The sequence below is a fragment of the Pseudomonas fluorescens genome, assembly GCF_001307275.1.
In the GTDB taxonomy this organism is placed as follows: Bacteria; Pseudomonadota; Gammaproteobacteria; order Pseudomonadales; family Pseudomonadaceae; genus Aquipseudomonas; species Aquipseudomonas fluorescens_AA.
Window position 1 is genome coordinate 1,135,660 of sequence record NZ_CP012831.1, and the last position, 12,673, is coordinate 1,148,332.

A 12,673-nucleotide genomic window follows, 5' to 3' on the forward strand; every position below is an offset into this window, starting at 1 on the left:
CGCAGTGGCCAACGTCGCTCGGACGGTTCCGGGCGCTCACGTATCTCGAGGCAACAATGGCCGAACAAGGTTCGCCGCGCCGCTTTGCGCGCATCGATCGACTCCCCCCATATGTATTCAATATCACTGCCGAGCTGAAGATGGCTGCGCGTCGGCGCGGCGAAGACATCATCGACTTGAGCATGGGTAATCCCGACGGCGCCACGCCTCCACACATCGTGGAAAAACTGGTCACCGTCGCCCAGCGTGAAGACACCCACGGTTATTCCACCTCCAAAGGCATCCCGCGCCTGCGCCGCGCCATTTCGCGCTGGTACAAGGACCGCTATGAGGTGGACATCGACCCGGAAACCGAAGCCATCGTCACCATCGGTTCCAAGGAAGGCCTGGCCCACCTGATGCTGGCCACCCTGGACCAGGGCGACACGGTGCTGGTGCCCAACCCCAGCTATCCGATCCACATCTACGGCGCGGTGATCGCCGGCGCCCAGGTGCGCTCGGTGCCGTTGGTGCCTGGAGTGGATTTCTTCGACGAACTGGAGCGGGCCATTCGCGGCTCGATCCCCAAGCCGAAGATGATGATCCTCGGCTTTCCGTCCAACCCCACCGCCCAGTGCGTGGAGCTGGACTTCTTCGAGCGGGTCATCGCCCTGGCCAAGCAGTACGACGTGCTGGTGATCCACGACCTGGCCTACGCCGACATCGTCTATGACGGCTGGAAAGCCCCGTCGATCATGCAAGTGCCGGGCGCGAAAGACATCGCGGTGGAGTTCTTCACCCTGTCCAAGAGCTACAACATGGCCGGCTGGCGCATCGGGTTCATGGTGGGCAACCCGGAACTGGTCAACGCCCTGGCGCGGATCAAGAGCTACCACGACTACGGCACCTTCACGCCGCTGCAAGTGGCCGCCATCGCCGCCCTCGAAGGCGACCAGCAATGCGTGCGCGACATCGCCGAGCAGTACCGCCAGCGCCGCAACGTGCTGGTCAAGGGCCTGCATGAGCTGGGCTGGATGGTAGAGAACCCGAAGGCATCGATGTACGTCTGGGCCAAGATTCCCGAGGCCTATGCGCACCTGGGTTCGTTGGAGTTTGCCAAGAAGCTGCTGGCCGAAGCCAAGGTCTGCGTCTCGCCGGGGGTGGGGTTCGGGGAGTATGGGGATGATCACGTGCGCTTTGCGCTGATCGAGAACCAGGACCGGATTCGCCAGGCGGTGCGTGGGATCCGTGGGATGTTCAGGGCGGATGGGTTGGTAAGCAAACCTAACGCCTGACCTAAAACCAGCGGCGGGGGTTGGCTCCCGCCCTGGCTCTACTGATCGCCCGAAACCCGTGTGGGAGCGAGCTTGCTCGCGATAGCGGTACAACATGTAAGTCCGCTATCGCGAGCAAGCTCGCTCCCACAATGGGTTATAGGTTGTCGGTTAGACCACCAGCGACAGCAGCAGGATAAAGATCAACCCCACCACCGACAGGATGGTTTCCATCGCGGTCCAGGTCTTGAAGGTCTCGGCCACGGTCATGTTGAAGTACTGCTTGACCAGCCAGAAACCCGCATCGTTGACGTGGGACAGGATCAACGAACCGGCACCGGTCGCCAGCACCAGCAGCTCACGGTTCACACCCGGCATCATCCCCACCACCGGCACCACGATACCGGCACCGGTAATGGTCGCCACCGTCGCCGAACCTGTGGCGATACGAATCACCGCCGCCACCAGCCACGCCAGCAGGATCGGCGAGATCTGCGCACTCACCGCCATGTGACCGATCACATCGCCCACGCCGCTGGTGACCAGCATCTGCTTGAAGCCACCGCCGGCACCGATGATCAGGATGATCGCGGCGGTCGGCGCCAGGCTGGCGTCCAGCCATTTGAGCATCTGGCTGGAACCGATGCCCTGCTTGTAGCCAAAGGTGTACAGCGACAGCAACAACGCCAGCAGCAAAGCCGAGATCGGGTGGCCGATCATGTCCATCCAGGCACGGAAGAGGTTGCCGTCCGGCAGCGCCACGTCAGCGAAGGTCTTGAGCAGCATCAGGAACACCGGCGACAACACGGTGATCAGGGTGATGCTGAAGCTTGGCAGCTCGGCGGCGCTCGTCTCGCGGGCCAGTTGGTCCACCAGCTCCTGGTTCGGATGGCCGGGGATGTGCTTGGCAATGAACGTACCGAAGATCGGGCCGGCAATGATGGCGGTCGGCAGCGCGACGATCAGGCCATAGAGAATGGTCTTGCCGATGTCAGCGCCAAATATGCCAATCGCCAGCAGCGGCCCCGGGTGCGGCGGCACCAGGCCGTGGACCGCGGAAAGACCGGCCAGCAGCGGGATACCGATCTTGATGATCGACACGCCGGTGCGGCGCGCGACGATGAACACCAGCGGGATCAGCAGCACGAAGCCGATTTCGAAGAACAGCGGGATGCCCACCAGGAAGGCGGCGAACATCATCGCCCACTGCACCTTGTCCTTGCCGAAGGCGCGGATCAGGGTCTGGGCGATCTGATCGGCCCCGCCCGACTCGGCCATCATTTTGCCGAGCATCGTACCCAGCGCCAGGATGATGCCGACAAAGCCCAGCACGCCACCGAAGCCGTCCTGGAACGCCTTGATGATGGTGCCGGTCGGCATGCCCGACGTCAGGCCGAGGAACGCGGCGGCGATGGTCAGCGCAATGAACGGGTGGAATTTGAACTTGGTGATGAGGACGATGAGTCCGATCACCGTGACCACTGCATCAAGCAGTAGGAACGTCTCGTGGGACATGCCGAACATGGGAGGTGTCTCCTGATTTGTTGTTGTTATTGAAGCAGTTATTTATGAGTCGTCGGGACAGCGCTATCTTTCTGACGCAAATTTTTTGAAACTCAGCTGGCCAGCTTCAAACCGTGGGCCAACCACCAGACGTAAGCCTGCTGTGCCAGTTCGTCAACGCTGTGGCTGGACGCGTCCAGAGCCAGGGTCAGGGGCTCGCCGACAGGGGATTCAAGGGTGGCGAACTGGCTGTCGATCAGGGTCGACGGCATGAAATGGCCGGGACGATGGGAAACGCGGTCGGCGGCCACTTCGGGGGGCAATTCAAGGAATACGAAACCCAGGCCGGGCAAGGCGCTGCGCAGGCGCTCGCGATAACTGTGCTTGAGGGCCGAGCAGGTCAGCACCGGACGCTCGCCCGTGGCATCGACACGGCGCAACTCGTCGCACAGGCTGTCGAGCCAGCCGGCACGGTCGTCGTCGTTCAAGGGGATACCGGCACTCATCTTCTGGATGTTGGCCGCGGGGTGGAACGTGTCGCCTTCGATGGCGGTGGCGCCGCTCAACTGGCACAGGGCCTGGCTGACGCACGTTTTGCCGCAACCGGCAACGCCCATGATGACCAGGGCGGAGATGGGATTGTTCATGTAACACCTCAGCGCGCAGACAGCGCTACCTTTGCCAGTTATGACACCGCAGCAAAAGCAGAAGTTGCCGACGCCTTCTTGTCATTTTTGTGGTTGCAGCATGTTCGTTCACGACACCCACGGACGAGGGATCAGGCAACCCCCGCTCACGCATTTGCAGCGGCGTCGAGACAGCGCTACCTTAGTACCTTGATTTTTGTTTGGCAAGCCGCCCTGATGACCGTCCCTAAAAACGATAAGAATACGCGCACCACCGGTCGCCCCACGCTCAACGAAGTCGCACGCCTGGCCGGTGTCAGCCCTATCACCGCCTCCCGTGCCCTGCGTGGCGTCAGCACCGTCGCCTCGGAACTGGTGGAAAAAGTCCGCCAGGCCGCCGTGGAACTCAACTACGTCGTCAATCCCGCCGCCCGCGCCCTGGCTTCGGCCCAGAGCCATTCGGTGGTGGTGCTGGTGCCGTCGTTGTCCAACCTGTTGTTCATCGACACCCTGGAAGCCATCCATCGGGTGCTGCGGCCCAAGGGTTTCGAAGTGGTGATCGGCAACTACCACTACTCCCGGGACGAGGAAGAAGACCTGTTGCGCAACTACATGGCCTATCAGCCAAGGGGTTTGCTGCTGACCGGTTTCGACCGCACCGAAAGCGCCCGCCGCATGATCGAGGCCAGCAACATCCCGTGCGTGTACATGATGGAACTGGACCCCGGCGCCGGGCTCAATTGCGTCGGTTTTTCCCAGCTCAAGGCTGGCGAAACGGCGGCCGAGCACTTGATTTCCAAGGGCCGCAAGCGCCTGGCCTACATCGGCGCGCAACTGGACCAGCGCACCCTGCTGCGCGGTGAAGGCTTTCGCCGCGCCCTGCAGCAAGCCGGTTTGTATGACCCGGACCTGGAACTGCTGACCCCGCGTCCATCCTCGGTGGGCCTGGGCGGGGAATTGTTCCTGCAATTGCTCGGCAGCCACCCGGACGTCGATGCGATCTTCTTCGGCAACGACGACCTGGCCCACGGCGCCCTGTTCGAAGCACTGCGCTGCGGCATCAAGATCCCCGAGCAGGTCTCGGTGCTGGGCTTCAACGACTTGCCCGCGTCGGCCCATATGGTGCCGCGCCTGAGCAGCATCAGCACCCCACGGGAGGCCATCGGTCGCCGCGCCGCCGAACAGATGCTGACGCTGATGGCCGGCAACCGCATCGCGCAGCCGGTGGTGGACCTGGGTTTCGAGCTCAAGGTTCGCGAAAGCACCTGAGGCGCCTCGCTCAAGCGGTCGATCCATGCCGTCCGACGGCAAGGGTTGGCCGCCCCGCTCGCCGCGCGCTTGTCCACACCCCTTGGAATACGGGCCTTGCGAAGGCGGCATGGGAATTGCTCCTGCCCATCGCTCAGCCATTACCTACAGGTGTTCATCATGTTGGTCAGTGCCAAACAGCAAGCGATGGTCTTGCCACTCAAACGCCCGGGCGAAGATCCCACCGCCGAAGCCGCCAGCGGCCTGCAAAGCGCCGCGTTGCAGGCGTTGCGCGATAACGTCCAGGCCCAGGCCAGCCAAGGCAGTGCCCAGGTCCAGGATTCCTTCACCCAACGAGCCACGCAACAGGTCAATGCCGCCACCGCCATCAGCGACAAGGTGGATGAGGCGTTCGCCAAGACGCGCGTGCAATTGCAAACCGTGGCTTCGTCAACGCCTGAAGAGGCCACGACACTTGGCGGCTCCGCCACGGCGCAGTTCAAGGACTACATGAGCAAGACGCCCGAAGAGCGCCTGCGCGACAGCATTCTCGAAGAGATGGGCATTACCGAGGAAGAGTTCGAGGCGATGCCGCCCGAGAAGCAGATGGCGGTCAGCCAGGAAATTGCCCAACGCATGCAGGACAAGTCAGCGATAGCCCAAGTGGAAAAGGCCCAGGAGAGCCGCACGGGCGACAAAGCCGCGGCCATGGACATGTTTCTCGCCTCGCTTTGAGCCTCGGTACAGGCCAGAGCATTTGAGCTGGGGTGACCGCCCCAGCTCAACCTGAGGCCCGCCAAGGCGATACCGGTTCAATGACCGAACAGGTTCACCTTCTTGGTTTTCTTGTCGGCGCGCTTTTCATCGGCAGTCTTCGCCGGTTTTTTCTTTGCCGCTTTTTTTGAATCCATGCCTTTGGCCATGATACGTACTCCAGTCATACGGGATGTGAAGTCAGGTATACACCTATCGCCGTACTCGCGTTCTTTTATAATCGCCTCCCCCTTCTGCGCCACGACCCCGCCATGTCCGAAATCCATTACGCAGCGCTCGAAGCATCGCTTTGGCCGCTGATGAACAAGTTTTACCGCGCCCACCAATCCTCGATGAAAGCAGTGCGTGACGCGCAGCTGTGGGTGGCACGGCGCGATGAGATCGTCGCCGCCCTGTGCTTGCGCCCAGTGTCGGGCGGGCATTGGTTGACGGGGTTGTTCGTCGACCCGGCGTACCGCGTCCAGGGCATTGCCGCGCGATTGATCGCTGAAGCGGTGAACGGGGTGGACAAGCCGGTATGGCTGTTCTGCCACCCGGACTTGCGCGGTTTTTATGAGCGGCGTGGTTTCAGCTTCAACCCTGAACTGCCCTATGCGATGGCCGAACGCCTGAGCCGGTATGCCCGCAGCAAGCCGATGATTGCGATGGGGTGGGAGCCTGCAAAACCCTGAATCAACGCAGTCCATTGTGGGAGCGAGCTTGCTCGCGATTGCGTCAGGTCAGCTGCATCAATGGCGGCTGACACACCACCATCGCGAGCAAGCTCGCTCCCACAGGGTTCAGGGGTGGGTATCAATCGTCGGCGGTGGGGTCCAGGTCCGGGAACATCACTTCGGTAAAGCCGAACTTGCTGAAATCAGTGATGCGCGACGGGTACAAGCGCCCGATCAGATGATCGCATTCATGCTGCACCACCCGCGCATGAAAGCCCGACGCGTAACGCACGATCGGCTCGCCCTTGGGATCGAAGCCTTCATAGCGGATGTGTTGGTAGCGCTCGACCGCACCGCGCAGGCCCGGCACCGACAGGCAACCTTCGAAGCCCTCTTCCATCTGCGGGCCCAGGGGGGTGATCAGTGGGTTGATCAGGATGGTCTGGGGCACCGCCTCGGCGTCGGGGTAACGCTCGCTGTGCTCGAAGCCGAAGATCACCAGTTGCAGGTCGATGCCGATCTGCGGCGCCGCCAGGCCGACGCCGCCGACACTTTCCATGGTCTGGAACATGTCGTCGATCAATTGCCACAATTCCGGGCTGTCGAACATTTCGGCGGGCACCGGCGGGGCGATGCGCAGCAGGCGTTCGTCGCCCATTTTCAGGATTTCACGGATCATGGTCGGGCTTCGTCAGGGTGGGTTTGAGGGATGGAATGGTCGCGCCCCAGGCCCGACACATGCTGTTTTTCGTGCTCGCCCGCGCTCTTTTCACCCGGGTTCTTGCCCTCGGTGGACATGTGCTCGATCACCGCATTCATCTCCGCGCCGAGTAACAGTACCGCCGAAGAAATATAGAAATACAGCAACAACACAATGATCGCGCCGATGCTGCCATACATGGCGTTGTAGTTGGCAAAGGTCTTGACGTAGAACGCGAAGCCCAGGGAAGCGATGATCCACACCACCACCGCCAGCACCGACCCCGGCGTGATGAAGCGAAACTCCTGCTTGACGTCGGGCATCACGTAATAGATCAGTGCCACGGCCACCATCAGCAAGAACACGATCACCGGCCAGCGCACGATCGTCCAGAGCGTGACGATGAACTCCTCCAGGCCGACTTGGGCCGCGATCCAGCCCATCACCTGCGGCCCGAGCACCATCAGCGCCGCAGCGGCCAGCAGCATGCCGGCGATGCCGACCGTGTAGAAAATCGACAGCGGGAAGCGCTTCCAGGCCGGACGGCCTTCCACCACGTCGTAGGCGGCGTTCATCGCGCTCATCATCAGCCGCACGCCCGCCGAAGCGGTCCACAAGGCAATGACGATACCCACTGACAACAAGCCACCCTTGGACTGCTGGAGCTGGTCGATCACCGGGTTGACCTGCTCCAGGGCCTGGGGCGGCAGCACCAGCTCCGATTGCAGGCGCAGCCAGGAGAAGAAGTCCGGCAGGTGCAGGAAACCGATCAGGGCAATCAGGAAGAGAATGAAGGGGAACAGCGAAAACAGCATCTGGTAGGCCAGTGCCGAGGCGTAGGTCGACATCTCGTCGTCGACGAACTCGGTCACGGTACGCATCATCACACGATGCAAAGGTAAGCCTTTCAAGGCCGGAAACATCATGTGCGTCTCCTTTCGCCGCAAAAAAGGAAGGTCGCCTGGCGACTCATGGGGTTGTTATCCAAGACAAAGTAACCTGTTTGGCGACTTTGGAACAATTTCCCCGGCGCAAGTTCGAGCCGACATGAAAACGGCCACCCGCAGATGACCGTTCCAATCGTTTTACTACAGGCGGGTTATGCCTTGTCGACGCCTTTCTTGACCGCATCCTTGGCCTTGCCCACGGCTTGTTGGGCCTCGCCTTTTTTCTCCTGGACCACGCCCTCGGCGCGCATACGGTCATTGTCGGTGGCCTTGCCGACGCCTTGCTTGATGTTGCCGACGGCTTCGTTGGCAACGCCCTTCACTTTATCGCTCGTGCTACCCATGATGTCTCTCCTGTGAACAACGGTACGAAAAGTCATTACATAAGGGTTGACCGGGGCCGTTTGCCGGGAGTTTCATTTTTTTCAGCGGCACATTTCATCGTCGAATGCAGGTTGCACTTTATGTTTGTCGATCAACCCCCGAGAATGCCCCACGTATTCAGGCTGTGGCTTGAAGCTCCAACCCCGTAGGAACGTTATGAAACTCGATAAAAAGCAGGCCATCGCCCGCAGGAACCAGGAACTGGGCGGCGCCGTACTGGGCGTCAACAACTGCCATTTCAGCGAATTGAACCGCAACCGCAACATTTTCTGGTTCGATATCCCGGTGGCGCGCCTGGCCATCGGTCAATACGAATGGATCCACCTGCTGCTGCACACGCCGGCCACCGATGAGCTGCTGCACTTGAAGGTGCCGACCGTGTTCCTGCGGGAAAAAATGGAAGGCCTGGAAGTGCGCAACCAGGGCAAACGCAAGGCCGCCCTGAGCCTGGAACTGAGCGCCGACAAGGACGCCTACCTGCAGGACATGCGGCCGGGTGGCACCAACCTGGACTTTGCGCAGTTCCGGTTGTAACCGGACCCGAGAAGCACCGGTTCCCTGTGGCGAGGGAGCTTGCTCCCGCTGGACGCGCAGCGGCCCTTGCGGTGTGTCAGTAGAATCGCAGGGGGCTGCTGCGCAGCCCAGCGGGAGCAAGCTCCCTCGCCACACAAGCGCTCTCGCTTCAGGTCATCGCCCAACAAAAAGCCCCGTATCAGCGGGGCTTTTTGTTGGCAACGGTCTTACTTCTTCAACCCCAGCTTCCTGAGTTCTTCATCCCGCAACTCGCGGCGCAGGATCTTGCCCACGTTGGTGGTCGGCAAGGCATCGCGGAACTCCACGGCCTTGGGCACCTTGTAGCCGGTGACGTTGGCACGCATGTGTTCCATCACCTGTTCCTTGGTCAACGTCACACCCGGCCGTGCGACGATGAAGATCTTGATCGCCTCGCCGGATTTTTCGTCCGGCACGCCGATGGCCGCGCATTGCAGCACGCCCGGCAGGGTTGCCAGCACATCTTCCAGTTCGTTGGGGTACACGTTGAAACCGGAGATCAGGATCATGTCCTTCTTGCGATCGACGATGCGCATGTAGCCGTCCGGCTGGATCAGCGCAATGTCACCGGTCTTGAGCCAGCCTTCGCTGTCGAGGATCTCGTCGGTGGCTTCCTGACGCTGCCAGTAGCCCTTCATCACCTGGGGACCTTTCACGCACAACTCGCCGATTTCGCCCAATGGCTGCTCGACGCCCGCGTCATTGATCACCTTGCACAGCGTCGACGGCACGGGAATGCCGATAGTACCGATCTGGATGTTCTGGATCGGGTTGACGGTGGCCACCGGGCTGGTTTCGGTCATGCCATAACCTTCGCAGATCGGGCAACCGGTCACCGCTTTCCAGCGCTCGGCCGCGGCCAGTTGCAGGGCCATGCCACCGGACAGGGTGACTTTCAGTGCCGAGAAGTCCAGCTTGCGGAAGGCTTCGTTGTTGCACAGGGCCACGAACAGCGTATTGAGGCCGACGAAACCGCTGAACTTCCACTTCGACAGTTCCTTGACCATCGCCGAGAGGTCGCGCGGGTTGCTGATCAGGATATTGTGGTTGCCGATCAGCATCATCGCCATGCAATGAAAGGTGAAGGCATAGATGTGGTACAGCGGCAGTGGCGTGATCAGCACCTCGCAACCCTCATTGAGGTTGGAGCCCATCAGCGCCTTGCACTGCAGCATGTTCGCCACCAGGTTGCGGTGGCTGAGCATCGCGCCCTTGGCCACGCCAGTGGTGCCGCCGGTGTATTGCAGCACAGCCACGTCGTCGCTGGTGGGGTTGGCTTCGTTCACCGGCTGGCCGTGGCCTTTGCTCAGCACGTCGTTGAACTTGACGGCCTTGGGCAAGTGATAAGCCGGGACCATTTTCTTGACGTACTTGATCACGCTGTTGATCAACAGGCGCTTGAGCGGCGGCAGCAGGTCGGCGACTTCGGTGACGATGACGTGCTTGACGCCTGTCTTCGGTACCACGGTTTCCGCCAGGTGCGCCATGTTCGCCAGGCACACCAGGGCCTTGGCACCGGAGTCGTTGAACTGGTGTTCCATTTCCCGCGCGGTGTACAGCGGGTTGGTGTTGACCACGATCAGCCCGGCACGGATCGCACCGAACACGGCCACCGGGTACTGGAGAACGTTGGGCAGCTGCACGGCGATTCGATCGCCCGGCTGTAAATCGGTATGCTGTTGCAGGTACGCGGCAAACGCCCCGGACAACTCGTAGAGCTCACCGTAGGTGATCGTCTTGCCGAGGTTGCTGAATGCCGGCTTGTTGGCAAAGCGTTGGCAGGACTGCTTCAACACCGCCTGAATATTCGGATACTCGTCTGGATTGATGTCGGCAGCAATCCCAGCTGGGTACTTATCCTTCCAAAAGTCTTCGATCATGGAAGCCCACTCCTCAGCAACGCGAATTCTCACCGCATTTGATGCGATTATTATTGGTGTGTGTTTATTGGTGAATCTGGCTTGAATCAAGGCCGAGAAGTCACAAAAGCGCGCCGAGAGTAGCAGCTTTGCCAAGGGTCGCCTAGAGCCAAAAACAACCCCCACAGTCATAAACATGACTCATGAATATTTTATGGTCATTTTTAGAGTAAAAATTCTAAGCCCTGGATAATCACCCCGAATACATAAAAAACGGTGGGAGCGAGCTTGCTCGCGATGACGGTGTATCAGCCAACATTTCTGTCACTGACCTACCGCTATCGCGAGCAAGCTCGCTCCCACAGGGTTTCCATGAGGCAGGCGCCTCAGGCGATATCCCGCAACTCCCGCCGCAGGATCTTGCCCACTGGGGTCATCGGCAATGAATCCCGCAACACGATGTGCTTGGGAATCTTGTAGCCGGTGAAGTTTTCCTTGCAGTAGGCCTTGAGTTCTTCGAGGCTGACCCCGGCCTCACGCGCCACCACGAACAGCTTCACCGCCTCCCCCGAACGCTCGTCCGGCACGCCGATCACCGCGCAGTTGGCCACCTTGGGATGGGCCATCACCACGTCTTCGATCTCGTTGGGGTACACATTGAAACCCGAGACGATGATCATGTCCTTCTTGCGGTCGACGATGCGCACGAACCCGTCCGGGTCGATCACCGCGATATCGCCAGACTTGAACCAGCCCTCGCTGTCCAGCACTTCGGCCGTGGCCTCGGGCTTGTTCCAATAGCCTTTCATGATCTGCGGCCCCTTGATGCACAGCTCGCCGCGCTCGCCCAGGGGCTGCTCGAGGCCATCGTCGTTGATCACTTTCATCAGCGTACCAGGCACCGGCATCCCCACCGTGCCCAGTCGAGACTTGCCACCGTAAGGATTGGCACTTGCCACCGGTGAGGTTTCGGTCAGGCCATAGCCCTCGGTAATGCCGCAACCGGTGAGCTGCTGCCAGCGCTCGGCGGTGGCCTTGATCAACGCGGTGCCGCCGGAGTTGGTGACCTTGAGGTGGGAAAAATCCAGGGTCTTGAAATCCGGATGGTCCATCAACGCCACGAACAGCGTGTTGAGCCCCAGCAACAACGAGAAACGCCAGTTCTTCAGTTCCTTGATGAAGCCGCCGATGTCCCGTGGATTGGTGATCAGCACGTTGTGGTTGCCGGTCACCATCATGCACATGCAGTTCGCCGTGAACGCATAGATATGGTACAGCGGCAGAGGCGCGATCATGACCTCCTGGCCTTCACGCAGCAGCGGCTGGCCGTCCTCGCCGAGCTGCCCCAGGCAGGCCCGGGCCTGTTGCATGTTGGCCACCAGGTTGCCGTGGGTCAGCATCGCGCCCTTCGCCAACCCGGTGGTGCCACCGGTGTATTGCAATACCGCAATATCGTCGAGGCTGACGTTCAGCGGCTTGATGCCCTGGCCGCGTCCCAGGCGCAAGGCGCTCTTGAATGAAATGGCCTGGGGCAGCGAATAGGCCGGGACCATTTTCTTGACCTTGCTCACCATCGTGTTGACCAGCCAGCCCTTGGCGGTGGGCATCAGGTCGCCCATCTTCGCTTCGATCAGGTACTGCAGGTCTGTATCGGGCAACACCTCCTGGACTTTCTGCCCGAACATGTTCAGGTACACCAGCGCCCGGGCACCGGAGTCCTTGAACTGATGACGCATTTCCCGCGCGGTATACAGCGGGTTGGTGTTGACCACGATCAGCCCGGCGCGCAAGGCACCGAACACGGCGATCGGGTACTGCAGGATGTTAGGCATCTGCACCGCGATACGATCGCCAGGCGCCAGGTCGGTATGGGTTTGCAGGTAGCCGGCGAAGGCCGCGCTGTAGCGCTCGAGCTCGGCATAGGTGAGGGTCACCCCCATGTTGCTGAACGCCGGACGGTCGGCAAATTTCTTGCAGGAACGCTCGAACACCTCGATCACCGACTTGTAGGTCCCCAGGTCGACATCCAGGGGCACGCCGGCCGGGCGTTTGTCATTCCAGAAATCAGGCTGCATTGTTTTTGTCCTCTTTACCTGAGCATGTCCGGGCCGCGTCTGTATCGCTTGCAGAGGCGGAGCTCTTGGGACACTAGCAGCTATGGCCAATCAGGCAAA

Annotated in this window: 12 protein-coding genes; 5 read left to right on the forward strand and 7 right to left on the reverse strand. The window is 60.8% G+C overall.

Annotated features, from left to right (window positions below; translation table 11 throughout):
- Window positions 1-56 precede the first annotated feature (56 nt).
- Window positions 57-1,274: an alanine transaminase gene (alaC, locus tag AO356_RS05060; protein WP_060738844.1), complete on the forward strand. Its 1,218-nt coding sequence runs from the start codon at window positions 57-59 to the stop codon at window positions 1,272-1,274.
- A gap of 150 nt (window positions 1,275-1,424) precedes the next feature.
- Here alaC and AO356_RS05065 read toward each other — a convergent pair whose 3' ends face one another.
- Entirely contained in the window at window positions 1,425-2,777 is a 1,353-nt protein-coding gene (locus tag AO356_RS05065; RefSeq protein ID WP_060738845.1) for a GntP family permease, read from the reverse strand.
- 92 nt (window positions 2,778-2,869) lie between these two features.
- The gene (locus tag AO356_RS05070; protein ID WP_060738846.1) at window positions 2,870-3,403 is read right to left on the reverse strand and encodes a gluconokinase; all 534 of its coding nucleotides are present in this window, start codon (window positions 3,401-3,403) and stop codon (window positions 2,870-2,872) included.
- Between the two features lie 216 nt (window positions 3,404-3,619).
- Between AO356_RS05070 and AO356_RS05075 the strand changes: the two genes are divergently transcribed.
- The 3 genes from AO356_RS05075 (at window position 3,620) to AO356_RS05085 (ending at window position 6,075) form a co-directional block, all read left to right on the forward strand.
- Entirely contained in the window at window positions 3,620-4,651 is a 1,032-nt protein-coding gene (locus AO356_RS05075; RefSeq protein ID WP_060738847.1) for a LacI family DNA-binding transcriptional regulator, read from the forward strand.
- A 159-nt stretch (window positions 4,652-4,810) separates the two neighbouring features.
- The gene (locus tag AO356_RS05080) at window positions 4,811-5,365 is read left to right on the forward strand and encodes a hypothetical protein (protein WP_060738848.1); all 555 of its coding nucleotides are present in this window, start codon (window positions 4,811-4,813) and stop codon (window positions 5,363-5,365) included.
- A gap of 290 nt (window positions 5,366-5,655) precedes the next feature.
- Complete coding sequence (locus AO356_RS05085; protein ID WP_060738849.1) at window positions 5,656-6,075, forward strand: GNAT family N-acetyltransferase; 420 nt, start codon at window positions 5,656-5,658, stop codon at window positions 6,073-6,075.
- A 121-nt stretch (window positions 6,076-6,196) separates the two neighbouring features.
- Here AO356_RS05085 and def read toward each other — a convergent pair whose 3' ends face one another.
- The 3 genes from def to AO356_RS05100 all read right to left on the reverse strand — a co-directional run bounded on the left by def (window position 6,197) and on the right by AO356_RS05100 (window position 8,048).
- Window positions 6,197-6,736 (reverse strand): peptide deformylase, encoded by a 540-nt coding sequence (gene def / locus AO356_RS05090; RefSeq protein ID WP_060738850.1) that lies wholly within the window; start codon window positions 6,734-6,736, stop codon window positions 6,197-6,199.
- Window positions 6,733-7,683, reverse strand: coding sequence for a YihY/virulence factor BrkB family protein (locus AO356_RS05095; RefSeq protein WP_060738851.1), 951 nt, complete (start codon window positions 7,681-7,683; stop codon window positions 6,733-6,735). The genes def and AO356_RS05095 overlap by 4 nt, the downstream gene beginning before the upstream one ends.
- 173 nt (window positions 7,684-7,856) lie before the next feature.
- Entirely contained in the window at window positions 7,857-8,048 is a 192-nt protein-coding gene (locus AO356_RS05100; protein WP_060738852.1) for a CsbD family protein, read from the reverse strand.
- A gap of 196 nt (window positions 8,049-8,244) precedes the next feature.
- On the opposite strand from AO356_RS05100, the gene AO356_RS05105 reads away from it, so the two are divergent.
- Window positions 8,245-8,622 carry a hypothetical protein gene (locus AO356_RS05105; protein ID WP_060738853.1) on the forward strand — a complete coding sequence of 126 codons (378 nt, stop codon included), beginning with the start codon at window positions 8,245-8,247 and terminating at the stop codon, window positions 8,620-8,622.
- A 206-nt stretch (window positions 8,623-8,828) separates the two neighbouring features.
- Here AO356_RS05105 and fadD1 read toward each other — a convergent pair whose 3' ends face one another.
- The gene (fadD1, locus tag AO356_RS05110) at window positions 8,829-10,520 is read right to left on the reverse strand and encodes a long-chain-fatty-acid--CoA ligase FadD1 (RefSeq protein WP_060738854.1); all 1,692 of its coding nucleotides are present in this window, start codon (window positions 10,518-10,520) and stop codon (window positions 8,829-8,831) included.
- A gap of 365 nt (window positions 10,521-10,885) precedes the next feature.
- Window positions 10,886-12,574: a long-chain-fatty-acid--CoA ligase FadD2 gene (gene fadD2, locus AO356_RS05115; protein WP_060738855.1), complete on the reverse strand. Its 1,689-nt coding sequence runs from the start codon at window positions 12,572-12,574 to the stop codon at window positions 10,886-10,888.
- Between the last annotated feature and the right edge of the window lie 99 nt (window positions 12,575-12,673).

What these genes read in the sequence shown, in the direction of transcription:
- AO356_RS05085 (WP_060738849.1), top strand. Translation starts at nt 5,656, where the DNA reads ATGTCCGAAATCCATTACGCAGCGCTCGAAGCATCGCTTTGGCCGCTG.
- alaC (WP_060738844.1), top strand. Translation starts at nt 57, where the DNA reads ATGGCCGAACAAGGTTCGCCGCGCCGCTTTGCGCGCATCGATCGACTC.
- fadD1 (WP_060738854.1), bottom strand. Translation starts at nt 10,520, where the DNA reads ATGATCGAAGACTTTTGGAAGGATAAGTACCCAGCTGGGATTGCTGCC.
- def (WP_060738850.1), bottom strand. Translation starts at nt 6,736, where the DNA reads ATGATCCGTGAAATCCTGAAAATGGGCGACGAACGCCTGCTGCGCATC.
- AO356_RS05065 (WP_060738845.1), bottom strand. Translation starts at nt 2,777, where the DNA reads ATGTTCGGCATGTCCCACGAGACGTTCCTACTGCTTGATGCAGTGGTC.
- AO356_RS05080 (WP_060738848.1), top strand. Translation starts at nt 4,811, where the DNA reads ATGTTGGTCAGTGCCAAACAGCAAGCGATGGTCTTGCCACTCAAACGC.
- AO356_RS05100 (WP_060738852.1), bottom strand. Translation starts at nt 8,048, where the DNA reads ATGGGTAGCACGAGCGATAAAGTGAAGGGCGTTGCCAACGAAGCCGTC.
- AO356_RS05105 (WP_060738853.1), top strand. Translation starts at nt 8,245, where the DNA reads ATGAAACTCGATAAAAAGCAGGCCATCGCCCGCAGGAACCAGGAACTG.
- AO356_RS05070 (WP_060738846.1), bottom strand. Translation starts at nt 3,403, where the DNA reads ATGAACAATCCCATCTCCGCCCTGGTCATCATGGGCGTTGCCGGTTGC.
- AO356_RS05075 (WP_060738847.1), top strand. Translation starts at nt 3,620, where the DNA reads ATGACCGTCCCTAAAAACGATAAGAATACGCGCACCACCGGTCGCCCC.
- fadD2 (WP_060738855.1), bottom strand. Translation starts at nt 12,574, where the DNA reads ATGCAGCCTGATTTCTGGAATGACAAACGCCCGGCCGGCGTGCCCCTG.
- AO356_RS05095 (WP_060738851.1), bottom strand. Translation starts at nt 7,683, where the DNA reads ATGATGTTTCCGGCCTTGAAAGGCTTACCTTTGCATCGTGTGATGATG.